Source organism: Thermomonas fusca (assembly GCF_005862345.1).
Taxonomy (GTDB): Bacteria; Pseudomonadota; Gammaproteobacteria; order Xanthomonadales; family Xanthomonadaceae; genus Thermomonas; species Thermomonas fusca.
This window is the reverse complement of sequence record NZ_SROY01000001.1, coordinates 104,695-126,795: the sequence shown is the minus strand read 5'-3', so window position 1 is coordinate 126,795 and position 22,101 is coordinate 104,695. Positions and strand designations below refer to the sequence as shown.

The 22,101-nt window shown below is 68.5% G+C and carries 20 protein-coding genes; 12 read left to right on the top strand and 8 right to left on the bottom strand.

Going from position 1 to position 22,101, the window contains the following annotated elements; all coding sequences use genetic code 11:
• Positions 1 to 28 precede the first annotated feature (28 nt).
• On the top strand, positions 29 to 2,215 hold the full coding sequence (gene uvrD / locus E5S66_RS00580) for a DNA helicase II (protein ID WP_138346576.1): 2,187 nt from the start codon (positions 29 to 31) through the stop codon (positions 2,213 to 2,215).
• A 12-nt stretch (positions 2,216 to 2,227) separates the two neighbouring features.
• Here the strand turns inward: uvrD and E5S66_RS00575 are convergent, their stop codons facing one another.
• Both E5S66_RS00575 and E5S66_RS00570 read right to left on the bottom strand, forming a co-directional pair.
• Positions 2,228 to 2,509, bottom strand: coding sequence for a DUF2782 domain-containing protein (locus tag E5S66_RS00575; RefSeq protein ID WP_138346573.1), 282 nt, complete (start codon positions 2,507 to 2,509; stop codon positions 2,228 to 2,230).
• Positions 2,510 to 2,563: 54 nt separating this feature from the next.
• Positions 2,564 to 4,408, bottom strand: coding sequence for an ABC transporter ATP-binding protein (locus E5S66_RS00570; RefSeq protein ID WP_138346570.1), 1,845 nt, complete (start codon positions 4,406 to 4,408; stop codon positions 2,564 to 2,566).
• Between the two features lie 83 nt (positions 4,409 to 4,491).
• On the opposite strand from E5S66_RS00570, the gene polA reads away from it, so the two are divergent.
• The 4 genes from polA to E5S66_RS00550 all read left to right on the top strand — a co-directional run bounded on the left by polA (position 4,492) and on the right by E5S66_RS00550 (position 8,690).
• Positions 4,492 to 7,275: a DNA polymerase I gene (polA, locus tag E5S66_RS00565; protein WP_138346567.1), complete on the top strand. Its 2,784-nt coding sequence runs from the start codon at positions 4,492 to 4,494 to the stop codon at positions 7,273 to 7,275.
• A 426-nt stretch (positions 7,276 to 7,701) separates the two neighbouring features.
• Complete coding sequence (locus E5S66_RS00560) at positions 7,702 to 8,184, top strand: DUF421 domain-containing protein (RefSeq protein WP_138346564.1); 483 nt, start codon at positions 7,702 to 7,704, stop codon at positions 8,182 to 8,184.
• A 112-nt stretch (positions 8,185 to 8,296) separates the two neighbouring features.
• Positions 8,297 to 8,449 carry an entericidin A/B family lipoprotein gene (locus E5S66_RS00555; protein WP_138346561.1) on the top strand — a complete coding sequence of 51 codons (153 nt, stop codon included), beginning with the start codon at positions 8,297 to 8,299 and terminating at the stop codon, positions 8,447 to 8,449.
• Positions 8,450 to 8,570: 121 nt separating this feature from the next.
• Positions 8,571 to 8,690 (top strand): entericidin A/B family lipoprotein, encoded by a 120-nt coding sequence (locus E5S66_RS00550; RefSeq protein WP_211219365.1) that lies wholly within the window; start codon positions 8,571 to 8,573, stop codon positions 8,688 to 8,690.
• A gap of 42 nt (positions 8,691 to 8,732) precedes the next feature.
• Here the strand turns inward: E5S66_RS00550 and E5S66_RS00545 are convergent, their stop codons facing one another.
• The gene (locus E5S66_RS00545) at positions 8,733 to 9,512 is read right to left on the bottom strand and encodes a hypothetical protein (RefSeq protein WP_246037093.1); all 780 of its coding nucleotides are present in this window, start codon (positions 9,510 to 9,512) and stop codon (positions 8,733 to 8,735) included.
• 126 nt (positions 9,513 to 9,638) lie between these two features.
• Here E5S66_RS00545 and E5S66_RS00540 point away from each other — a divergent pair, with 126 nt between their 5' ends.
• Positions 9,639 to 10,958: a tryptophan--tRNA ligase gene (locus tag E5S66_RS00540; protein WP_138346558.1), complete on the top strand. Its 1,320-nt coding sequence runs from the start codon at positions 9,639 to 9,641 to the stop codon at positions 10,956 to 10,958.
• Positions 10,955 to 11,266: a hypothetical protein gene (locus E5S66_RS00535; protein ID WP_028839547.1), complete on the top strand. Its 312-nt coding sequence runs from the start codon at positions 10,955 to 10,957 to the stop codon at positions 11,264 to 11,266. Before E5S66_RS00540 ends, E5S66_RS00535 begins: the two co-directional genes overlap by 4 nt.
• A 148-nt stretch (positions 11,267 to 11,414) precedes the next feature.
• Here E5S66_RS00535 and E5S66_RS00530 read toward each other — a convergent pair whose 3' ends face one another.
• From E5S66_RS00530 to pdhA, 3 genes are read right to left on the bottom strand one after another with little or no spacing between them, the layout of a single operon-like run.
• Positions 11,415 to 12,746 carry a dihydrolipoamide acetyltransferase family protein gene (locus E5S66_RS00530; protein ID WP_138346555.1) on the bottom strand — a complete coding sequence of 444 codons (1,332 nt, stop codon included), beginning with the start codon at positions 12,744 to 12,746 and terminating at the stop codon, positions 11,415 to 11,417.
• Between the two features lie 10 nt (positions 12,747 to 12,756).
• Positions 12,757 to 13,743 (bottom strand): alpha-ketoacid dehydrogenase subunit beta, encoded by a 987-nt coding sequence (locus E5S66_RS00525; RefSeq protein WP_138346552.1) that lies wholly within the window; start codon positions 13,741 to 13,743, stop codon positions 12,757 to 12,759.
• A complete protein-coding gene (gene pdhA / locus E5S66_RS00520) occupies positions 13,740 to 14,816 on the bottom strand; it encodes a pyruvate dehydrogenase (acetyl-transferring) E1 component subunit alpha (RefSeq protein ID WP_138346549.1) in 1,077 nt (358 codons plus the stop codon). The genes E5S66_RS00525 and pdhA overlap by 4 nt, the downstream gene beginning before the upstream one ends.
• A 132-nt stretch (positions 14,817 to 14,948) precedes the next feature.
• Here pdhA and E5S66_RS00515 point away from each other — a divergent pair, with 132 nt between their 5' ends.
• Positions 14,949 to 15,836 (top strand): tryptophan 2,3-dioxygenase, encoded by an 888-nt coding sequence (locus tag E5S66_RS00515; RefSeq protein WP_138346546.1) that lies wholly within the window; start codon positions 14,949 to 14,951, stop codon positions 15,834 to 15,836.
• Positions 15,837 to 16,008: 172 nt separating this feature from the next.
• The gene (locus E5S66_RS00510) at positions 16,009 to 17,511 is read left to right on the top strand and encodes a peptide MFS transporter (protein WP_028839542.1); all 1,503 of its coding nucleotides are present in this window, start codon (positions 16,009 to 16,011) and stop codon (positions 17,509 to 17,511) included.
• Positions 17,512 to 17,601: 90 nt separating this feature from the next.
• On the opposite strand, the gene E5S66_RS00505 is transcribed toward E5S66_RS00510, so the two are convergent.
• Positions 17,602 to 18,075, bottom strand: coding sequence for a MarR family winged helix-turn-helix transcriptional regulator (locus E5S66_RS00505; protein WP_138346544.1), 474 nt, complete (start codon positions 18,073 to 18,075; stop codon positions 17,602 to 17,604).
• An 87-nt stretch (positions 18,076 to 18,162) separates the two neighbouring features.
• Here E5S66_RS00505 and hppD point away from each other — a divergent pair, with 87 nt between their 5' ends.
• Both hppD and hmgA read left to right on the top strand, forming a co-directional pair.
• Positions 18,163 to 19,248, top strand: a complete 1,086-nt coding sequence (gene hppD, locus E5S66_RS00500) for a 4-hydroxyphenylpyruvate dioxygenase (RefSeq protein WP_171033425.1) — start codon at positions 18,163 to 18,165, stop codon at positions 19,246 to 19,248.
• Positions 19,249 to 19,291: 43 nt separating this feature from the next.
• The gene (hmgA, locus tag E5S66_RS00495; RefSeq protein ID WP_138346541.1) at positions 19,292 to 20,593 is read left to right on the top strand and encodes a homogentisate 1,2-dioxygenase; all 1,302 of its coding nucleotides are present in this window, start codon (positions 19,292 to 19,294) and stop codon (positions 20,591 to 20,593) included.
• Between the two features lie 12 nt (positions 20,594 to 20,605).
• Here hmgA and E5S66_RS00490 read toward each other — a convergent pair whose 3' ends face one another.
• The gene (locus tag E5S66_RS00490; protein WP_138346538.1) at positions 20,606 to 21,328 is read right to left on the bottom strand and encodes a hypothetical protein; all 723 of its coding nucleotides are present in this window, start codon (positions 21,326 to 21,328) and stop codon (positions 20,606 to 20,608) included.
• Between the two features lie 151 nt (positions 21,329 to 21,479).
• Here E5S66_RS00490 and E5S66_RS00485 point away from each other — a divergent pair, with 151 nt between their 5' ends.
• Positions 21,480 to 22,085 (top strand): lectin, encoded by a 606-nt coding sequence (locus E5S66_RS00485; RefSeq protein WP_246037092.1) that lies wholly within the window; start codon positions 21,480 to 21,482, stop codon positions 22,083 to 22,085.
• The last annotated feature ends 16 nt before the right edge of the window (positions 22,086 to 22,101 follow it).

Genomic DNA, 22,101 nt, shown 5'->3' with positions numbered 1-22,101 from the left:
GCGTGACCGGCCCCGGTAGAATGGCGGGATGGATGTTTCCCACCTTCTCGATGGGCTGAACCCGGCCCAGCGCGAGGCCGTTTCCGCCGCGCCCGGCCATTACCTCGTGCTGGCCGGCGCCGGCTCCGGCAAGACCCGCGTGCTCACCCACCGCATCGCCTGGCTGCACGAGGTGTTCGGGGTGCCTCTGCACGGCATCCTGGCCGTCACCTTCACCAACAAGGCGGCGGGCGAGATGCGCGCGCGCATCGCCGCGCAGCTGGGCGGCGAGCCGCGCGGCGCGTGGATCGGCACCTTCCACGGCCTGGCCCACCGCCTCCTGCGCCTGCACTGGCAGGAAGCGAAGCTGCCGGAAGGCTTCCAGGTGCTGGATTCCGACGACCAGCTGCGCCTGGTCAAGCGCGTGGTGCAGCAGCTGGAGCTGGATGACGGCCAGTTTCCGCCGCGCCAGATCGTCTGGTGGATCAACGCGCAGAAGGACGAAGGCCGCCGTCCGCAGCACATCCAGCCGGCCGCGAACGACCCGTGGAACGATGCCCTGCTGCGCGCCTATGCCGCCTACCAGGAACGCTGCGAGCGCGCCGGGCTGGTGGATTTCGCCGAGCTGCTGCTGCGCGCGCATGAATTGCTGCGCGACAACCCCGGCCTGCTGGCGCACTACCGCCACCGTTTCGGCCAGATCCTGGTCGATGAATTCCAGGACACCAATGCCATCCAGTACGGCTTCGTGCGCCTGTTGGCCGGCAGCGAGGGGCAGGTGTTCGTGGTTGGCGACGACGACCAGGCCATCTACGGCTGGCGCGGCGCCAAGGTCGAGAACGTGCAGCGCTTCCTGCGTGATTTCAGCGGTGCGCAGACCATCCGGCTGGAGCAGAACTACCGCTCCACCAGCAATATCCTCAATGCCGCCAACGCGGTGATCGCGCACAACGACGACCGCCTCGGCAAGCGCCTGTGGACCGAGGCCGGCGAAGGCGAGGCTATCGACCTGTATGCCGCCTACAACGAGATGGACGAGGCCGCCTACGTGGTGGACCGGATCTCGCAGTGGGTGCGCGACGGCGGCAGTCACGGCGACGCCGCCATCCTCTACCGCAGCAACGCGCAGTCGCGCGCGTTCGAAGAGGAGCTGCTGAAGCGGCAGATCCCGTACCGCGTGTATGGCGGCATGCGCTTCTTCGAGCGCGCCGAGATCAAGGACGCGTTGGCCTACCTGCGCCTGCTCGCCAACCGCGACGACGACGCGGCGTTCGAGCGCGCGGTGAACACCCCTGTGCGCGGCATCGGCGACCGCACGCTGGACGAGGTCCGTCGCGCCGCCCGCGAACACCGCGAGTCGCTGTGGCGGGCCTCGCGCCGGCTGTGCGAGCACTCGACGCTGGCAGCCCGCGCGCGCAATGCGATCGCCGGTTTCATCCAGCTGATCGACGCGCTGGCCAGCGAAACCGCGGCGATGCCGCTGGCGGAAAAGACCGACCACGTGCTGGCCCGCTCCGGCCTGCGCGTGCATTACGAAAACGAATCGCGCGGCCAGCAGGATTCGCGCACCGACAACCTCGACGAACTGGTGTCGGTGGCCTCGCGCTTCGTGCGTGGCGACGAGGAAGACGCCGCGTCGATGCCGGAGCTGATCGCCTTCCTCGCCTACGCCGCGCTGGAGGCCGGCGAGGGCCAGGCACAGGCCGGCGAGGACGGCGTGCAGCTGATGACCCTGCACAGCGCCAAGGGCCTGGAGTTCCCGCTGGTGTTCCTGGTCGGGCTGGAGGAAGGCCTGTTCCCCAACATGCGCTCGGCCGAGGAGCCGGGCCGCATGGCCGAGGAGCGCCGGCTGGCCTACGTGGGCATCACCCGCGCGCGCCAGCAGCTGGTGCTGTGCCACGCCGAAAGCCGGCGCATCCACGGCAGCGACATGTACGGCCTGCCGTCGCGATTCCTGCGCGAAATCCCGAAACCGCTGCTGCGCGAGATCCGCCCGAAGCAGCAGCCCAGTTTCGCCCGCGGCGGCTTCGCCCAGCAGCCGCGCCGCGACTTCGGCCACGCCCCGCTGGAAGCACCGCCGGTAAGGCTGGGCGCCAACGTGCGCCATCCGAAGTTCGGCACCGGCTTCGTCACCGACGTGGAAGGCAGCGGCCCGCACGCGCGCGTGCAGGTGAACTTCGACGAGGTGGGCAGCAAATGGCTGGTGCTGGCGTACGCGAACCTGACGCCGGCGTGATGCGCGGCGCGTTTACCAGCTGAAAAGCTTGTAATAGGTCATCGGCCCGCCCTTGGCGTCGGCGTCGTTGACCACGCCGTCGCCGTTGCGGTCGTAGATGTAATAGGCGGGCCCGCGCGCCGGCACCACCTTGACCATGGTCAGGCGCCCGCTGACGCGGTACTCGGTGACCACGTCGCCGTTGGCTTCGGTGCGGGTGGCCGGCACCGCGCCTTGCGCCAGCAGTTCTTCCGGCGCGGCGGTGGCGCAGGCGGCCAGCGCCAGCGTCAGGGCAAGGGGCAGGGCGATGCGCATGGCGGTGTCCTCGGGAGCGGTTCGGCAAGTATGCGCGATGCGCGCCGGGCCGGCTCAGTCGGCAGTGGTCGCGTCCAGTTCCAGGAAACCGCCGGACTGCCGCTTCCACAGCTGCGCGTAGAGTCCGCCGCGCGCGAGCAGCTCGTCGTGCGTGCCGGCCTCGACGATGCGGCCGGCGTCCATCACCACCAGCCGATCCATCGCCGCGATGGTGGAAAGCCTGTGCGCGATGGCAATCACCGTCTTGCCCTGCATCAGCCGGTACAGGTTTTCCTGGATCACCGCCTCCACTTCCGAATCCAGCGCCGAGGTCGCCTCGTCCAGCACCAGGATCGGCGCGTTCTTCAGCAGCACCCGGGCAATCGCGATGCGCTGGCGCTGGCCGCCGGACAGCTTCACCCCGCGCTCGCCCACCTGTGCATCCAGCCCGCGCTGGCCGTGTGAATCCACCAGCTCGGCGATGAAGCCATCGGCATTGGCCTGGCGCGCGGCCTCCAGCAGGTCCGCCTCGCTGGCGTCGGGGCGGCCGTAGAGGATGTTCTCGCGCACCGAGCGGTGCAGCAGCGAGGTGTCCTGGGTGACCACGCCGATCTGCGCGCGCAGCGAATCCTGCTGAACAGAAGCCACGTCGATGCCATCGATGGTGATGCGCCCGGCTTCGACGTCATGGAAGCGCAGCAGCAGGTTGACCAGCGTGGACTTGCCGGCGCCCGAGCGACCGACCACGCCGATCTTCTCGCCCGGCGCGATCTGCAGGTCGAGGCGTTCGATCACGCCGCTGCCCTTGCCGTAGTGGAAGGCCACGTTCTCGAAGCGGACGTCGCCGCGCACTTGCGGCAGCGCTGGCGCGGCGGGTATGTCGTCCACCGTCGGCGGCAGCGAGATCGAGCTGATGCCGTCATGCACGGTGCCGATGTTCTCGAACAGCGCCGACAGCTCCCACATGATCCAGTGCGACATGCCCAGCAGGCGCAGCGCCAGCGCCGACGCCACCGCCACTGCGCCCACGCTGACCATGCCGTGCAGCCACAGCCAGATGCCCAGCGCGGCCACCGCGAACAGCAGCGTCATGTTCAGCGCGTACAGCAGGCTGTAGACGCAGGTGGCCAGCCGCATCTGCCGGTACACGGTGGACAGGAAGCCACCCATCGCCTCGCGCGCATAGGCCTGCTCGCGCTGCGAATGCGAGAACAGCTTGACCGTGGCGATGTTGGTGTAGCTGTCCACGATGCGGCCGGTCATGGTGCTGCGCGCATTGGCCTGGTCCTGCGACACCTTGCCCATCCTCGGCACGAACCAGCGCATCAGCAGCCCGTAGCAGGCCAGCCAGCCGGCGAACGGCAGCATCAGCCGCCAGTCCGCGCTGGCCGCCACCAGCAGGGTGCCGCCGAAATACACCAGCACGTAGTTGCCGATGTCGAACAGCTTGACCACGGTCTCGCGTACCGCCAGCGAGGTCTGCATCAGCTTGGTGGCGATGCGGCCGGCGAACTCGTCCTGGAAGTACCCCATCGACTGTCGCAGCAGGTAGCGGTGCACGTTCCAGCGGATCCGCATCGGGAAGTTGCCGAGCAGGGTCTGGTGCTGCACCGCCGAGTTCAGCCACGTCAGCAGCGGCAGGACGACGACGACCAGCAGCGCCATCCACGCCAGCCGCGGGCCTTCCGCGGCAAGGAAGCCGGCCACGCCCAGCGCGTTCATCCGGTCCACCAGCGCGCCGACGTAGGCGTACAGCGCCACTTCCGCCAGCGCGATGGCGGCGGTGGTGGCGGCCATCAGCAGCAGCCAGCGCTCGGCGCCGCGGGTGTAGTGCCGGCAGAACGCGTACAGGCTCGCCGGAGGCTGCGTCGGCGGCGCGTCGGGGAAGGGGTCGAGGCGGGATTCGAACCAGCGCAGCATGCGGGCGTTCCGGGCGGGGCAGGGCATTGTGCCGTGCGTCCGTCATTCCTGCCTTCGCGGGATCCGGGCATTAGAATCGCCCGATGACGAAGCTCGTGCTGATCGACGGTTCCTCCTACCTCTACCGCGCCTTCCACGCGCTGCCGCCGCTGACCAATGCGGCCGGTGAACCGACCGGCGCGCTGTTCGGCGTGGTCAACATGCTGCGCGGCCACCTGAAGGAGAAGCCGGAGCACATCGCCTTCGTGGTCGATGCGCCTGGCAAGACCTTCCGCGACGAGATGTATCCCGACTACAAGGCCAACCGCCCGCCGATGCCGGACGAGCTGCGCGCGCAGGTCGAGCCGATGCTGGAGATCGTGGCGGCGCTCGGCATCCCGATCCTGCGCGAGCCGGGGGTGGAGGCCGACGACGTGATCGGCACGCTGGCCCTGCAGGCGTCGGCGCAGGGGCTGGCCGTGACCATTTCCACCGGCGACAAGGACTTTGCCCAGCTGGTGCGGCAGCCGGCAGCCGATGCGGGGCCGGTGGCGCTGGTCAACACCATGAACGGCAGCCGCATGGATTCGGACGCGGCGGTGATCGACAAGTTCGGCGTGCGCGCCGACCAGATCGTCGACCTGCTGGCGTTGATGGGCGATGCCATCGACAACGTGCCCGGCGTGGAGAAATGCGGGCCGAAGACCGCCGCCAAATGGCTGGCGGAACACGGCAGCCTCGACGGCGTGATCGCCAATGCCGCGGCGATCAAGGGCAAGGTCGGCGACAACCTGCGCGCCGCGCTGGCGCGGCTGCCGCTGAACCGCGAGCTGGTCACCATCAAGACCGACGTGGCGCTGGCGCAGGCGCCGGCCGACCTGGCATTGCGCGAACGCGACGCCGACGCGCTGCGCGGGCTGTACGCGCGCTACGGTTTCAACCAGGCGCTGAAGGAACTGGACGGCGGCGCGGCGACCGGTGCGGTGGCAAACCGGGAGCCGGGGGTGGCGCGCGGCGGCGGTTTCGTCGCGGCGGCCGCGCCCGCGTCGCAGCCGGAGATCGCCCCCGCGCTGTCAGCGCCGGGCGAATACGAAACGGTGCTGACCGAGGCGCAACTCACTGACTGGATCGCGAAGCTGCAGGCTGCCGACGAATTCGCTTTCGACAGCGAAACCGATGCGCTCGATCCGATGCGCGCCAACCTGGTCGGCCTGAGCTTCAGCGTCGAACCGGGCAGGGCCTGCTACCTACCGCTCGGCCACGACTATCCGGGTGCGCCCGCGCAGCTTTCGCGCGCGCAGGTGCTGGACGCGCTGCGCCCGCTGCTGTCCGATCCTTCGAAGAAGAAACTGGGCCAGCACGGCAAGTACGACCTGCACGTGCTGCGCCGGCACGGCATCGACGTGCGCGGCTATGCCGACGACACGATGCTGGAAAGCTTCGTGCTCAGCGCCGGCATCGCCCGCCACGACATGGATTCGCTGGCGAAGCGGCATCTCGGCTACGACACCATCAAGTACGAAGCCGTGGCCGGCAAGGGGGCCAAGCAGATCCCGTTCTCGCAGGTCGCCATCGACGACGCCACCCGCTACGCCGCCGAGGACGCCGACATCACCCTGCGCCTGCACCGCGTGCTGCGCGCGAAGCTGCAGGCCGAGCCGACGCTGGAAGCGGTCTACCGCGACATCGAGATGCCGCTGGTGCCGGTGCTGGCGCGGGTGGAGGCGAACGGCGTGCTGGTCGATGCCGACGAACTGCGCCGGCAGTCGGCGGAGCTGGGCCGGCGCATGCTGGCCGCGCAGCAGCAGGCCACCGAGCTGGCCGGGCGCAGCTTCAACCTGGATTCGCCCAAGCAGCTGGGGGCGCTGCTGTTCGATGAGCTCAAGCTGCCGGCGCTGGTGAAGACGCCGGGTGGCGCGCCTTCGACCAATGAAGAGGCGCTGGAAGCCATCGCCGACCAGCACGAACTGCCGCGGATCATCCTGGAATACCGCGGTCTGGCCAAGCTGCGCGGCACCTATACCGACAAGCTGCCGGAGATGGTCAATCCCGACACCGGCCGCGTGCACACCAGCTACCACCAGGCCGGCGCAGCCACCGGGCGGTTGTCCTCGTCCGATCCCAATCTGCAGAACATCCCGATCCGCAGCGAAGAAGGCCGGCGCATCCGCACCGCCTTCATCGCGCCGCCGGGCCGCAAGCTGGTGGCCTGCGACTACTCGCAGATCGAGCTGCGGATCATGGCCCACCTGTCGGAAGACCCGGCGCTGCTGCGCGCGTTCGCGGAAGGCGCCGACATCCATCGCGCCACCGCCGCCGAGGTGTTCGGCAAGCCGATCGCCGAGGTGTCCGGCAACGAGCGGCGCGCCGCCAAGGCGATCAACTTCGGCCTGATCTACGGCATGGGCGCATTCGGGCTGGCCAAGCAGCTGGGCGTGGGCCGCGGCGAGGCGCAGGACTACATCGCGCTGTACTTCAGCCGCTATCCGGGCGTGCGCGACTACATGGAGCGCACCCGCCAGCAGGCGCGCGATGCCGGCTTTGTTGAAACCGTGTTCGGGCGCCGGCTGGCGCTGGACTACATCCACGCGCGCAACGCCGCCCAGCGCGCCGGCGCCGAGCGCGCCGCGATCAACGCGCCGATGCAGGGCACCGCCGCCGACATCATCAAGCGCGCGATGGTGCAGGTGGACGCCTGGCTGGCCGACAACCGCGAGCGCGCGCTGATGATCCTGCAGGTGCACGACGAACTGGTGTTCGAGGCCGACGCCGACTTCGTGCCGATCCTGCTGGAACAGGTACCGGCGCTGATGTCCGGCGCGGCCCGGCTGCGGGTGCCGCTGGTGGTGGACAGCGGGGTGGGCGACAACTGGGACGAAGCCCACTAGACAGCCGGAAACCGTGAACTGGCGCGGGTTTTGACGGCTTTCGCGGGATTGCAATGAATCATTCCTGAACCCAACGGTTTTTTAACTGGAATCTTCACGAACCATCCATGTTGGAAGTGGTCATATAGCTCGCAACAGGTGCAACGCCTGTTGCCGATCACTACCCCTCCCCTGGTGTGATCACCGGAAGGTGCAGGTCCTCCCCAACCGGCCTTCCCCGGCCCCGCAGTCCCCCCTGGCTGCGGGGCTTTTTTGTGGCCGCCTTTTGGCGGCCACAAAAACCCAAAGTTTGCTGCGCAAACCTTGGGCCCCATGCCGGTGGCTTCCAAATCCCCGCGCCTGTCGGCGCGCCCCCTTTACTAAAGGGGGCTTTGCACCAGACAGTTGCATGGCAGTCCTGTTTGCTGCGCACCGATGAGGATCGCCATGAGCGAGTTGTTCCAGCTGTCCGCGCCTTGGTGGCACTTCGTGCTGCGGGCCTGCGCGATCTACGTGCTGGTGATGGTGCTGGTGCGGGTTTCCGGCAAGCGCGCCGTTGGGCAGTTCACGCCGTTCGACCTGGTGCTGCTGATCCTGATCGGCAACGCGGTGCAGAACGGCATCAACGGCGGCGACAACTCGCTGACCGGCGCGGGGATCATGGCCACCACCCTGATCGCGCTCAACTACCTGGTGGCGTGGCAGACCTCGCGCAATCGCAGCGTGGAGCGCTGGGTCGAGGGCGAGCCGGTGGTGCTGGCGCGCGATGGCAAGGTGTTCAGGCAGGTGCTGCGGCGCGAGCTGGTCAGCCACGACGATTTCGCCGAGGCGCTGCGGATGAACAACATCGACGACGTCGGCGACGTGCGCCTGGCCCTGCTGGAGACCAATGGCCGCATCAGCGTGATTCCCCGCGAGCGGGACGACTGAGGCGGGCAGGTGCCGCCCGTTCATTCGTGGTTGTGTTGCCGCCGCCGCCATGCACGCCTGCTTCACGCGCCTGCGGGGTAAATGGCCGCACCCCCACAGTGAAGGAGGCTCCATGAAGCGCTTGCTCACCCTGTTGATGCTGGTCATGTTCTCCAGCATGGTTCTGACCGCCTGCAATACCGTTGCCGGCGCGGGCAAGGACGTACAGAAGGCCGGTGAAAAGGTCTCGGACAAGGCCCAGGACTGCAAGGACATGAAGTGCTGATAGCCTCCCCGGCGCCGGCCGGCCGCCAGTACGCGGGCGGCCGGCGCGGGAAGCGCTCTTGCCTGACCTCCCCTCGGCCCGATAATGTCCGTCGGATCCCGAGGAGAACCCCATGAAGCTGATGAAGATGGCGCTGTTGATGCTGGCCTGTCTGGCTTTTCTGGCTGGCTGCAACACCATTGCCGGTGCCGGCAAGGACATCCAGAAGGCCGGCGAGAAGATCGAAGGCGCGGTCAAGTAAGAGCCGGTGCTCCGGCGGGTCGTCCCGCCGGAGCACCTTCGGTCAACGGCCCGGCGGATCGGCGACGAACTCGCCCGGGAACGCGCGCGGCGGCTGGGCAACGCCAATCAGATTGCGGCGCGGCAGCACCCCCATCGCCATCAGTGCGTCCAGGCTGTCATAGCGCAACTCGCTGATTTGTTCCGGGCTCGCACTGGCGCGCTCGAACGTGGTCTGCCCCACCGGCGCGTGCTCGCGCTGGCCGTGGCCGGTGCCGATGCGCTGCGGCATCGCCTCCATCGTAATCGCGCGGTCTGCGCTGGCCTTTGCGCCGGCCTCCGCCCGTGGTGCGGCCGCGACCGGCGCCGGTGGCGGCAGCGGGCGCCGCCAGCGTTCGCGGAACACCGCGATGCCGACCACGCCGACGTTGTCCGGCCGCCCGGTGCGTGAGGCGTAGCTGCCTTGCAGATCGGTGAACACGAACTGGGCGATGTCGTCCAGCGATTTGCGCCAGCCGCCGATCTCGGTGCTTTCCCACGGACCCAGCACATAACCCGCCTGCGACGGCGCGGCGGCCTGGCCGCTGACCGCATTTACCCCATCCACCGACAGCACCACCAGCACCCGTTCACCGCTGGTGTTGGTCAGGTGCACCGCGTAGCGATGGCCGGGCGTGCCGGCCACCCAGTCGCGGCCGCGGTGGCGGTATTCGGGCAGGGTCAGGGCGGTGTCGCGGTCCACCAGCGCCAGCTCCACCAGCGGGTAGGCGGGAAGCGGCGTGCGCGCGGCGACGGGCGCGCTGGCGGCGATGACGGCAAGGACGAACAGCAGGCGGCGGAACATGGCTCTCTCCGGGGGCGCAGGCATTGCGCTGCACTGCTGTCAACGCGCGGCGCCCGCGAACGGGGTTGCCGGGTGGCGCGGGTACACTGTGCAGCCCGTCTCCCGCGTTCCGACAGCGCCCACCGCATGAGCAAGACCCGCATCCTGACCGGCATCACCACCTCCGGCACGCCGCATCTGGGCAACTACGTCGGTGCGATCCGCCCGGCGCTGGCCAGCGCGCAGGCCGCCGATGTGGAGAACTTCTATTTCCTCGCCGATTTCCACGCGCTGGTGAAATGCGGCGATCCGGCGCGGGTACAGCGCAGCACGCTGGAAATCGCCGCCACCTGGCTGGCCTGCGGCCTGGACGTGGAAAAGAACTGGTTCTATCGCCAGAGCGATATCCCGGAAATCCCCGAGCTCACCTGGCTCCTGACCTGCGTGGCCGGGAAGGGCCTGCTCAACCGCGCCCACGCCTACAAGGCGGCGGTGGACCGCAACCGCGCCGAGGGCGAGGACGACGATGCCGGCGTCAATGCCGGGCTGTTCATGTACCCGGTGCTGATGGCCGCCGACATCCTGATCTTCAACGCCAACAAGGTGCCGGTGGGCCGCGACCAGATCCAGCACATCGAGATGGCGCGCGACTTCGGCCAGCGCTTCAACCATCTCTACGGCGAGCACTTCGTGCTGCCGGAGGTGGTGATCGACGACAACGTGGCCACGTTGCCCGGCCTCGACGGCCGCAAGATGAGCAAGAGCTACGACAACACCATCCCGCTGTTCGCCCCGCGCAACGAGCTGAAGAAGCTGATCGCCGGCATCCTGACCGACTCGCGCGCACCCGGCGAACGCAAGGACACAGAAGGCTCGGCGCTGTTCCAGCTCTACCAGGCGTTCGCCTCGAAGGAGGAAACCGCGGCCTTCGCGCAGGCGTTCGCCGACGGCATCGGCTGGGGCGATGCCAAACACAAGCTGTTCGAGCGCATCGATGCGGAAGTGGCGCCGTTGCGCGAGAAGTACGAGGCGCTGATGGCGAAGCCGGCGGAGATCGAGGCGGTGCTGCGCGACGGCGCGGCGCGCCTGCGCGCGACCCACGCCACCCCCACGCTGGTGCGCCTGCGCTCGGCGGTGGGCCTGCGCGACCTGTCCACGGTGGCGGTGGATGGCGACAAGACCGAGGCAAAGAAGGATGCCGACGCGCTGCCCGCGTTCAAGCAGTACCGCGATGCCGATGGCAAGTTCTACTTCAAGCTGGTGCAGGGCGAGCGCGTGCTGCTGCAGAGCGTGGGCTTCGATTCGCCGCGCGATGCCGGCCAGCGCGTGGCCGCGATCAAGCAGGGTGAAGTGGGCGACGACGCCAGTGACTTCCTGCTTGGCGAGGGCGTGACCAGCGCCGAAGTGAACGCGGCGCTGGCGGCCTTCGTGGCGGCTGCGCTGGAGGGCGAGGGCGGCAAGGCGTGAACAACGTGGCGGCGTTGCCGGCGCTGGCGCTCATCCTGTTCGCGCCGTGGTTCCTGATCCTGTCGGCCCTGTATTGGCTGTATCCGCGCCAGCCGCGCAACGCAGCGCGCCGGCGTTTCGACGGGATCGCCCTGCTGCTGGCCTACGTTGGCTGCCTGCTGAGCCTGTATTGGAGCTTTGATGCGGCGGATCGCAGCCACGGCGCACTGTGGCCGCAGATCCTCGCCACCTCGGTGGGTTACGGGGTGTTTCTGCTGGTGCTGGCGGTGGCGTTCTGGTTGCGGCGGCGCTGGCTGGCCAAGGCCTGATCGATCCGGCGGGCTGCACGCTGCGCTCTGGTCAGCGGGGCGCGACTGAAGCGGCTCCTGCAGAGAGCCGATGCTGCCCCAGCATTTTTGCAGGCAAACAAAACGGCGGGCCGAAGCCCGCCGTTTTTCTTGCCGCCACGGACTGGATTTACTGCGGCAGGGCCAGATCGTCCAGCAGCGCCTTGAGGAAGCGCGCGGCTTCGCCGCCGGTGCAGGCGCGGTGGTCGAAGGTCAGGCTGATCGGCATGCGGCGGTGCACCTCGATGCCGCCCATCACCGCCACCACGTCGTGCGACAGCTTGCCCACGCCGACGATGGCCACGCACGGCGGCACCACCACCACGGTGCCGTAGCGGCCGGCGAACACGCCGAAGTTGGACAGCGAGATGGTGTAGCCGCTCAGCTCCGATGCCGGAATCGAGCGGTCCTCCACCTGCGTGCGCAGGCGGTTGATGCCTTCGCGCAGGCCGCGGCTGTCCAGCATGTCGGCATTGCGCAGCGCCGGCACGAACAGGCCGTCCGGGGTATCCACCGCCAGCCCCAGGTCCACGTGCGGGTGTTTGGTGAGGGTGAGGTTTTCGTCGTCGAACCAGGCGTTGAGCGCGGGCTCGGCCTTGCAGGCGGCCACGATCGCGCGGATGGTGCGGGCGGTGATGTCCTGCTTGCCCAGCCACTGGTGCAGGTCGGCATCGTCCACCAAGGTGGTCTGCACCACCCGGTCGCGCGCATCGGCCATCACCCGCGCCATGTTGCGGCGCACGCCTTTGAGCTGCTCTGGCTGGCCGCTGGCGGTAACCCCCGGCGGCTGGGTGCGCATCGGCTTGCCGCTCTGCGACAGCGCGCTGCGCTGGGCCGGTGCGGCTGGGGGCGCCGCCGGGGCCGGAGCCGCGGCGCGTGCCACCGGCGCGGCGCCAGGCTTGGCCGAACCGTCGGCCGCCGCGCGCTTCACGTCGTCCATGCTGACCGTGCCATCGCCGCCGGTGGCGCGCACGCGGGTGATGTCGACGCCAAGCTTGCGCGCCATCGCGCGCACCGCCGGCACCGCCTTGACCCCGCCGACCGCCACCGCGGCTTCGCTGACCACCGCGTTGCCGACTTGCATCGCACCGACCACGGTGCCGGCGTCTTCCGGCTCCGCCTTCGCGGCGGCTGCCGGCGCGGCCGCTGCCGGTTCCGGTGCGGCGTGGGACGGGCCGTGGTGGTGGCCGGTGTCCTGGCCTTCCGCGCGCTGCGGCAGGCTGGGGTCGATCTCGAATTCGGCCAGCATGGTGCCGGTGACGATCACGTCGCCGGCGCCGCCGGCCAGCTTCAGCACCTTGCCGGAGACCGGCGAGGGCACGTCGACCACCGCCTTGGCGGTTTCCATCGAAACCAGGTTTTCGTCGAGGCGGATCACGTCGCCTTCCTTGACGTACCACTCCACGATGGTCGCGTCCGGCAGGCCTTCGCCGAGGTCGGGCAGGAGGAACTTCTTGCTCATGGGCTGTCCTTTACGAATACGCCATCGCCCGCCGGGTGGCGGCGATGATCTTGTCCACGCTCGGCAGGTACTTCATCTCGAGGCGGAACAGCGGGATGTGGGTGTCGTAGCCGGTGACGCGCTCGACCGGCGCCAGCAGGTCGAACAGGCATTCCTCGGCGACGCGCGCGGCGATTTCCGCACCGAAGCCCGCGGTCTTGGCGGCTTCGTGCACGATCACGCAGCGGCCGGTCTTGGCCACCGATTCGGCGATGGTGGGGAAATCCAGCGGGGTCAGCGTGGCGACGTCGATGACCTCGGCGCTGATGCCCTCGGCGGCCAGTTTCTCGGCGGCCTCCAGGGTTTCCTTCACCTGCGCGCCCCAGGTCACCAGGGTCACGTCGGAACCGTCGCGCAGCACGTAGCACACGTCCAGCGGCAACGCCTCGCCGTCATCCGGCACCAGCTCCTTGTACTGCCGGTAGATGCGCTTGGGCTCCATGTAGATGACCGGATCCGGGTCGCGGATCGCGGCCAGCAGCAGGCCGTAGGCGCGCTGCGGGGAGCTTGGCATCACCACCCGCAGGCCGGGCACGTTGGTGAAGATGGATTCGTTGGCTTCGCTGTGGTGTTCCGGCGCGCGGATGCCGCCGCCCCATGGCACCCGCAGCACCATCGGGCAGGTCAGCCGGCCGCGGGTGCGGTTACGCATGCGCGCGGCGTGGCAAACGATGAAATCGACCATCGGGTACATGAAGCCGTCGAACTGGGCTTCGGCCACCGGCTTCATGCCCTGGCTGGCCATGCCGACGGTGAGGCCGGCGATGGTGGTTTCATCCAGCGGCGTGTCGAGGATGCGTTCGGTGCCGAACTGCGCGGACAGGCCGGCGGTGGCGCGGAACACGCCGCCGTTGACGCCGACGTCCTCGCCCAGCACCACCACGGATTCGTCGCTGCGCAGTTCAAAGGCCAGCGCCTGGGTGATCGCCTCGATCAGGGTGATGGGTTGCGCGCTCATGCCCGGCCCTCCAGCGCGATAGCGGCTTCCCGCTGTGCCAGCACATCGGCCGGCATGTCGCCGTAGAGGTAGTCGAACATCGCTTCCACCGGCTGCACCGGGGTTTCCAGATAGGCGTTGATTTCCACGTCCACGCGCTTGCCGCTCTCCTCGATCCAGGCTTTCTCCTGCGCCTCGTCCCACAGCCCGGCATCGGTCAGGAACTTGCGCAGGCGCAGGAACGGCTCCTTCAGCCAGGCCTGCTTCACTTCGTCCTCGCCGCGGTAGCGGCGGGCGTCGTCGGCGGTGGTGTGGTCGTGCAGGCGATAGGTCATGAACTCGATCACGCTGCCACCTTCGCCCTTGCGCGCGCGCTCATGGGCGCGGCGCATCGCTTCCAGCACCGCGACGATGTCGTTGCCGTCCACCTGCAGGCAGTGCAGGCCGCCGGCCAGGCCCTTCTGCGCCAGGGTCTCGGCGCCGGTCTGGGCCTTGCGCGGCACGCTGATCGCCCAGCCGTTGTTGACCACGCACAGCACCAGCGGCAGCTGGTAGGCGCCGGCCGAGTTCACCGCCGCGTAGAAGTCGGTTTTCGAGGAACCGCCGTCGCCGCAGACCGCCACCGCCACCCGGTCCTGCTTGCGCAGCTTGAAGCTCAGCGCGGCGCCGGAGGCCATCAGCATCTGGGTGGAGATCGGCACGCACCACGGATAGTCGTGGGCCGGGGCGCCGGTCAGCAGGTTGCCGCGCTCGTCGCCGCCCCAGTACATCAGCACTTCGCGCGGGCGCATGCCGCGGGCGAACTGCGCGCCGTATTCGCGATAGCTGGGTGCGAACACGTCTTCCGGCTGCATCGACGCGCCGATGCCGACGTGGGTGGCCTCGTGGCCCAGGCAGGCGGCATAGGTGCCAAGCTTGCCGGTGCGCTGCAGGGCGATGGCCTTGCTGTCGAAGGTGCGCAGGAACAGCATCTGCTTGAACAGCGGCAGCAGCGCCGCCGCATCGGCCACCGCGGGCGGCAGCGGCGCGGCCAGGGTGCCATCGGGTTTGAGGTATTGCAGGTATTCGATTTCGAAGCTGGCGGCAGTAGTCATGATTGCCTTGATGTTGGAGCAATTGCTCCATGATACCGGCGATGTGTTGGCATTCCGTTGCGCGCTGCGGCATCGCAAGGCACTTGACGGCGGTCAGCGCGGCACTGCAGGACGGCGTGCGAGAATCGCGCGATGAGCAGCGAACACGACACCGCCAGCGCCAATCAGCGCGACCTCGAAGCCGATATCCATACCGACCTGGCCGGGCGCATCACCTACGGCGGCTACCTGCGGCTGGATCGCCTGCTGTCGGCGCAGCAACCGCTGTCGAACCCGGCGCACCACGACGAGATGCTGTTCATCGTCCAGCACCAGACCAGCGAGCTGTGGCTGAAGCTGCTGATCCACGAGCTGTCGGCGGCGGTGGAGCACCTGCGCAATGATCGCGCCTGGCAGTTCGGCAAGGTGGCCGCGCGCTGCAAGCGCGTGCTCGACCAGCTGACCGCGCAGTGGTCGGTGCTGGAGACGCTGACGCCTTCGGAATACATGGAGTTCCGCGACGTGCTGGGGCCGTCGTCCGGGTTCCAGTCGCTGCAGTACCGCACGGTGGAGTTCCTGCTCGGCAACAAGAACGCGGCGATGCTGAAAGTGTTCGCCCACGATCCCGCCGGCCAGGCCGCGCTGGAAGCGGTGCTGCGCGCGCCCAGCCTGTATGACGAGTTCCTGCGCTATCTCGCCCGCTGGGGCCATCCCGTGCCGGCCGCGCACATCGAGCGCGACTGGTCGCAGCCGCACGTGCTGGACGCGGCGCTGGTGCCGGTGTTCGAGCGCATCTACGAGGACACCGACCGCTACTGGCGCGAATACCAGCTGTGCGAGGACCTGGTGGACCTGGAAACCCAGTTCCAGCTGTGGCGCTTCCGCCACATGCGCACGGTGCAGCGGATCATCGGCTTCAAGCGCGGCACCGGCGGTTCCAGCGGCGTGTCCTTCCTCAAGCGTGCGCTCGACCTGACCTTCTTCCCCGAGCTGTTCGAGGTACGAACCTCGGTCGGGCCGGGCCGCGACGGCGCCGCCTGAGCCCGTTCGCACGCACCCCGCATGGGGTGATTTGCTGCTTTGCAGCACGATGTCCTGAATGCGCACGGTTTGACGTTGCCTGCGCCTGTCGGCCATTCTCGCCCGGTTCCGCGCCCAACGCAGGCCGGTTCGACATCCTCAATCAACGCTAGAACACAAGGGGGAACGCCGCATGAGCGGAGCCGCTGATACGACGCCGGGCGCAGTTCCGGAATTCAAGCAGGTCATGGGTCATCCACGTCCGCTGTGGATGCTGTTCATGACCGAGTTCTGGGAGCGCTTCGCCTTCTACGGCATGCGCTGGGCGCTGGCGCTGTACATCGTGGCGCAGTTCTTCGGCGGAGATTCCTCCGGCGAGGCCTCGGCCAGCAAGCTGTATGGCGCTTACCTGGCGCTGGTGTACGCGGCGGCGCTGTTCGGTGGTTACGTCGCCGACAAGGTGCTGGGCTACCAGCGTTCGATCCTGCTGGGCGCGGTGGTGATGGCGGCCGGCCTGTTCATGATCACGGTGCCCAGCGAGACGGTGTTCAAGATGGGCCTGGCCACGGTCATCGCCGGCAACGGCCTGTTCAAGCCCAATATCTCGACCATGGTCGGCCAGCTGTATTCGACCGGCGATGAGCGCCGCGACTCCGGCTTCACCCTGTTCTACATGGGCATCAACGCCGGTGCACTGATCGCGCCGGTGCTGACCGGCTTCCTGGCCGAGAACATGTTCGGCGGCTCCTCGGAGATGCCGGCCTACAAGGCGGTGTTCATCGCCTCCGGCATCGGCATGCTGATCAGCCTGGTGTGGTTCTGGATCGGCCGCGCCCAGCTGCAGGGCATCGGTCGTCCGGTCGAAGGCGGCGAAGGACTCGGCCGCGTACTGATGGTGGCGGTGGGCGTGCTGGTGGCGATCCCGGCGATCTATTTCCTGCTCACCATCGATGCGAACAACCTGCAGATCCTGCTGACCGCGCTGTTCGTGGTGCTGTGCGTGCTGATCCTGCGCGAGGGCTTCGCCAACGGCGCCGTCGCCCGCGACAAGGCGATCGCGATGTTGATCATCTTCGCCTTCAACGTGCTGTTCTGGATGTTCTTCGAGCAGGCGGGCAGCTCGTTCAACTTCCTGGCCCAGAACATCGTCGAGCGCGACTTCGGCGGCTGGACCTTCCCGGTGGGCTGGTTCCAGTCGGTCAACTCGCTGGCCATCATCACCCTGGCGCCGGTGGTCGCCTGGATCTGGATCCGCATGGGGCGCGCCAATCCGTCGATCCCGCGCAAGTTCGGCCTCGGCATCATCTTCAACGGCCTAGCCTTCCTGCTGCTGATGATCGCGCTGTCCAGCATGGTTGATCCGCAGACCATGAAGATCCCGTTCTGGACGCTGTTCATGGTTTACGTGATCCAGTCGGTGGGCGAGCTGTGCCTGTCGCCGATCGGCCTGTCGATGGTGACCAAGCTGGCGCCGATGCGCCTGGTCGGTTTCGGCATGGGCGGTTGGTTCCTGTCGACCGCGATCGGCAACAACCTGTCCGGCATCTTCGCCAGCAGCGTCAGCGGCGAAGCCGGCATGACCGTGGCCTCGGCGCAGGCCGGCTACACCTTCGGTTTCTGGGTGCTGATCGGCGCCGGCGTGCTGCTGTTCCTGATCGCGCCGCTGATCCAGAAGCTGATGCACGGGGTGAAGTAAGGCATGCCGCCCGCGCCGTGCATCGGCGCGGGATGGTGATGCAAGCGCGGCGGCCCCAGGGCCGCCGCGTGCGTTTGCAGCCGGTGGAAATCAGCCGGCTGCGGCTTGGCTGGTGGCCTCGACCCGAAGTTCCAGCTCGTCCAGGCGGTCCAGCAGGCGGAACAGCAGTGCGCGTTCGTCCGCCGGCATGTCGCCCAGCAGCTGGCGCTCGAAGCCCAGCGCCAGCGGCACGATCTGGTCGTAGATCGCGTAGCCGGCTTCGGACAGGCGCAGCACCGAGCGGCGGCGGTCATCGTCGTCGAAGCTGCGCAGCAGCCGGCCGGATTCCAGCAGGCGCGCCACCGCGCGGCTCACCGCCACCTTGTCCATCGCGGTGCGCTGCGCCACCTGGTTGGCCGACAGGTCGGGGCTGCGGCCCAGCACCGCCATCACCCGCCATTCGGTGACGCCCAGGTCGAAGCGCTGCGAATACTCGCGTGCGATCGAGCCGCTGATGCGATTGGAGAGCACGCTGAGCCGGTAGGGCAGGAAGCGTTCGAGGGCGAGGCTGGCGTGGTCGGGCATGCGCGGAGGCCGGAAAAGAGGAGGGAACTTGAGATAGTTGCAAGTGCAACCATAGAATGCGCATTCCCGGCGTTGAGGACACCCCGCATGAGCGCGCAACCCAATCTTGGCATGCAGCCGACCACCTTCGACAACCCGATGGGGATCAACGGCTTCGAGTTCGTCGAATTCGCCGCCCCGGCCGGTCAGGGCGCGCGCATGCGCGAATACCTGGAGCAGCTGGGCTTCTCCGCCGTCGCCCGCCACCGCGCGCGCGCGATCACCCTGTTCCGGCAGGGCACGATCAACTTCCTGCTCAACGAGTCGGAAGATTCCTTCGCTGCCGACTTCGCCGCCGAGCACGGCCCGTCCGCCTGCGGCTTCGCGATCCGTTTCCGCGAGTCCACCGGAAAAGTGCTGGCGCACGTGCTGGCCAACGGTGGCGCGCAGATCGATCACAAGCCGGAGACCGGCGCGGTGGTCACGCCCGCGATCAAGGGCATCGGCGACTGCATGCTGTACCTGGTCGACGACGGCCGCACCGACCTGTACGCCGACTACGTGCCGCTGCCCGGCGTGGACCAGCACCCGAAGGGCTTCGGCCTGACCTTCATCGACCACCTCACCCACAACCTGTTCGTGGGCAACATGGCGAAGTGGTCGGACTACTACGAGAAGCTGTTCAACTTCCGCGAGATCCGCTACTTCGACATCAAGGGCGCCAAGACCGGCCTGCTGTCGAAGGCGATGACCGCACCGGACGGCGTGGTGCGCATCCCGCTGAACGAGTCCAGCGACGACAAGAGCCAGATCAACGAATACCTGCGCGCCTACAACGGCGAGGGCATCCAGCACATCGCGCTGTTCACCGACGACATCTACGACTCGGTCGAACGCATGCACGCGGCCGGGGTGAAGTTCCTCGACACGCCGGACACCTACTTCGACGTGATCGACGTGCGCGTGCCCAACCACGGCGAGGACGTGGAGCGCCTGCGCAGGAATTCGATCCTGATCGACGCCGACATGGAGACGAAGTCGCGCAAGCTGCTGCAGATCTTCACCCAGAACGCGTTCGGCCCGATCTTCTTCGAGATCATCCAGCGCAAGGGCAACGAGGGCTTCGGCGAAGGCAACTTCCAGGCGCTGTTCGAGAGCATCGAGCGCGACCAGATGAAGCGCGGCGTGCTGTGATCCCCGCCCGCCGCGTGGCGGGTATCCACTGAGCGAGCAGACCATGGCGATCCACAGCAACGGTTACCAGACCGGTTTCGGCAACGAATTCGCAACCGAGGCGCTGCCCGGCGCGCTGCCGGTGGGGCGCAACTCGCCGCAGCAGGTGGCGCATGGGCTGTACGCGGAGCAGCTGACCGGCACCGCGTTCACCGCGCCGCGCCACGCCAACCGGCGCAGCTGGCTGTACCGGATCCGCCCGGCGGCGGTGCACGGGCGCTTCGAGCCGTTCGCGCACGCGGGCTTCCACAACGACTTCGGCAGCGGCCCGGTGACGCCGGAGAAGTTGCGCTGGAACCCGCTGCCGCTGGCGCAGCCGGAGCAGGCGGTCGATTTCGTCGAAGGCCTGTACACCGTGGCCGGCAACGGCGGCCCGGAGGCCGGCACCGGCGTCGGCCTGCACCTGTACGCGGCCAACCGCGACATGGACGGCCGCTTCTTCTGCAATGCCGACGGCGAGATGATGCTGGTGCCGGAACACGGCCGCCTGCACATCGAAACCGAACTGGGCGTGCTGGACGTGGAGCCACAGCAGATCGCGGTGATCCCGCGCGGTGTCCGCTTCCGCATCGCCCTGCCGGACGGGCAGGCGCGCGGCTATGTCTGCGAGAACTTCGGGGCGCTGTTCAAACTGCCCGACCTTGGCCCGATCGGCAGCAACGGCCTGGCCAACCCTCGCGACTTCGAATATCCGCAGGCGGCGTTCGAGGACGTGGAGGGCGACTTCGAGCTGCTGACCAAGTTCCAGGGCCACCTGTGGCGCAGCGACATCGGCCATTCGCCGCTGGACGTGGTGGCCTGGCACGGCAACTACGCGCCGTACCGGTACGACCTGCGCCGCTTCAACGTGATCGGTTCGATCAGCTTCGACCATCCGGATCCGTCGATCTTCCTGGTCCTGCATTCGCCCAGCGACACGCCCGGCACCAGCAGCGTGGACTTCGCGATCTTCGCGCCGCGGGTGTTGGCGATGCGCGACACGTTCCGGCCGCCGTGGTTCCACCGCAACATCGCCAGCGAGTTCATGGGCCTGTTGCACGGCGTGTACGACGCGAAGGCCGAAGGCTTCGCGCCGGGCGGCTGCTCGCTGCACAACTGCATGACCGGGCACGGGCCGGATGCCGCCACTTTCGAGAAGGCCAGCGCGGCCGACCTGAGCCAGCCGGACTACATCGACGGCAGCATGGCCTTCATGTTCGAGACCCGCGCGGTGATCCGCCCGACCGCGCAGGCCATGGCCGCGCCGCACCGCCAGCAGGATTACCCCGACTGCTGGATGGGCCTGCGCAAGCGCTTCCAGCGCTGAGCCGCTGGCGCCTCAGCCGCCCACCAGCTTGAGCTGCGGGGCGGCCTCGCGCGGTGCGCGCGTGACGGTGACCGCCTCCAGCCGCGGCAGCAGCGGTTCCGGCAACACTTCGGCCAGCCGCGCCAGCACGCGCTGGCCGTAGCTGTCGTTGGTCAGCCGCAGCAGCAGCTGCAGGCCGTCGAGAACGGCTTCGATCAGCGCATCGTCGTTGCCGCAGAACTGGATGCGGGCCTTGCGCTCCACTGCGTCCGGATCGCGCTGCAGCGACAGCATGTCGATCATGTACATCTTCGCCGCCACCAGCGAGCGGCGCTGGCCGCGCGCGGGCACAGGCCCTGGGCCAGCCCCTGCCACCGACGGCGCGGCGCCGGCAGCGTGCGGCGGGGAGCTGATGTCGGCCTGCGTTGGCGTCGGCCGCGGGCTGCCGGCGCGGATCTGTTCGGTGCGCGCCTGCAGCGCATCGGTGGTGGCGCGCAGCAGGCCGGTGAAGGCGCCGGCGACGCCGCTGGCCGGGGCGCTTGCAGCGGCGGCCCTGGCATCGGCGGGGCGGATGTAGCCGTCCTTCAGCAGGCGGTCGATGGCCGGCAGGATGTCCGGCCCCAGCATCGCCATCACCTCGTTGAGCGTGCGCTTGCCGTCGGTGACGATCAGGATGCGGCGCTCGGCCAGGCTCAGTCCGGCGCTGGAGCCGGCCTGCAGGGCGCTGTGCGCGAGTGCGGTCTTGTTGAGCAGCATGGGGGATCCCCGGTTCGACGTGCGCCACGCTAGCCGGCGTCGATGTCGCGCGGATGACGATCGCGTGGCCGTCACTTCCGAAGGCGCTTCGCGCCGCGTTCACCGCGGCTGGCGACACTGCGGGCTCCGTCGCAATACAAGGAGTTCCGCGGTGCGCCTCCTGCTTCCGCTTGTCCTGTTGGCCATGCTGGCCGCCTGCAAACCCGCTGCAACCCCCGCTACCTCTGCGGCGCCCGCAGAGCCGGTGGCGGCGCCGCAAGCCGAAGCGCCTGTCGCGGCCGCCGCACAGCAAGGATTGGCCGGGTTCGGCGGTTATGGCGATGTCCGGCTTGGCATCCCTGCTGCCGACATGGAGCAGGCCTGGGGCGGGGCGCTGGAGCGGCTGGGGCCGTCGCCTGAGCCGGCCGATGGCTGCCACTACCTGCGCCCGAAGCGCGCCGCGCGGTCCGCCGAAGACCCGGCGTTCATGCTGGAGGGCGGCAGGTTCGTCCGCTATGACATCGAAGGCGAACGCGAAACCGCGCCGGGCGGCGGCAGGATCGGCATGCACAGGTCCGACATCGTCAGGCTGTATCCAAACCAGGTCGAAGCGCGGCCGCACCATTACACCGACGGCGAATACCTGCGCATCCGCGATCCCGCCGGTGGCGCCGGCGTGCTGGTGTTCGAGACCGATGGCCGTGGCGAAGACGCGAGGGTGGTCGCGTGGCGGGTGGGCCTGCCGCCGCAGGTGGACTATGTGGAAGGCTGTTCTTGACGCGATCGCGCGGGTA

Excerpts from the sequence above, each read along its gene's own strand:
- E5S66_RS00530 (WP_138346555.1), bottom strand. The coding sequence starts at position 12,746 with ATGAGCAAGAAGTTCCTCCTGCCCGACCTCGGCGAAGGCCTGCCGGAC.
- E5S66_RS00545 (WP_246037093.1), bottom strand. The coding sequence starts at position 9,512 with ATGTTCCGCCGCCTGCTGTTCGTCCTTGCCGTCATCGCCGCCAGCGCG.
- polA (WP_138346567.1), top strand. The coding sequence starts at position 4,492 with ATGACGAAGCTCGTGCTGATCGACGGTTCCTCCTACCTCTACCGCGCC.
- pdhA (WP_138346549.1), bottom strand. The coding sequence starts at position 14,816 with ATGACTACTGCCGCCAGCTTCGAAATCGAATACCTGCAATACCTCAAA.
- E5S66_RS00570 (WP_138346570.1), bottom strand. The coding sequence starts at position 4,408 with ATGCTGCGCTGGTTCGAATCCCGCCTCGACCCCTTCCCCGACGCGCCG.
- E5S66_RS00555 (WP_138346561.1), top strand. The coding sequence starts at position 8,297 with ATGAAGCGCTTGCTCACCCTGTTGATGCTGGTCATGTTCTCCAGCATG.
- E5S66_RS00525 (WP_138346552.1), bottom strand. The coding sequence starts at position 13,743 with ATGAGCGCGCAACCCATCACCCTGATCGAGGCGATCACCCAGGCGCTG.
- E5S66_RS00515 (WP_138346546.1), top strand. The coding sequence starts at position 14,949 with ATGAGCAGCGAACACGACACCGCCAGCGCCAATCAGCGCGACCTCGAA.
- E5S66_RS00505 (WP_138346544.1), bottom strand. The coding sequence starts at position 18,075 with ATGCCCGACCACGCCAGCCTCGCCCTCGAACGCTTCCTGCCCTACCGG.
- uvrD (WP_138346576.1), top strand. The coding sequence starts at position 29 with ATGGATGTTTCCCACCTTCTCGATGGGCTGAACCCGGCCCAGCGCGAG.
- E5S66_RS00560 (WP_138346564.1), top strand. The coding sequence starts at position 7,702 with ATGAGCGAGTTGTTCCAGCTGTCCGCGCCTTGGTGGCACTTCGTGCTG.
- E5S66_RS00510 (WP_028839542.1), top strand. The coding sequence starts at position 16,009 with ATGAGCGGAGCCGCTGATACGACGCCGGGCGCAGTTCCGGAATTCAAG.
- E5S66_RS00550 (WP_211219365.1), top strand. The coding sequence starts at position 8,571 with ATGAAGATGGCGCTGTTGATGCTGGCCTGTCTGGCTTTTCTGGCTGGC.
- E5S66_RS00575 (WP_138346573.1), bottom strand. The coding sequence starts at position 2,509 with ATGCGCATCGCCCTGCCCCTTGCCCTGACGCTGGCGCTGGCCGCCTGC.
- E5S66_RS00490 (WP_138346538.1), bottom strand. The coding sequence starts at position 21,328 with ATGCTGCTCAACAAGACCGCACTCGCGCACAGCGCCCTGCAGGCCGGC.
- E5S66_RS00540 (WP_138346558.1), top strand. The coding sequence starts at position 9,639 with ATGAGCAAGACCCGCATCCTGACCGGCATCACCACCTCCGGCACGCCG.
- hmgA (WP_138346541.1), top strand. The coding sequence starts at position 19,292 with ATGGCGATCCACAGCAACGGTTACCAGACCGGTTTCGGCAACGAATTC.
- hppD (WP_171033425.1), top strand. The coding sequence starts at position 18,163 with ATGAGCGCGCAACCCAATCTTGGCATGCAGCCGACCACCTTCGACAAC.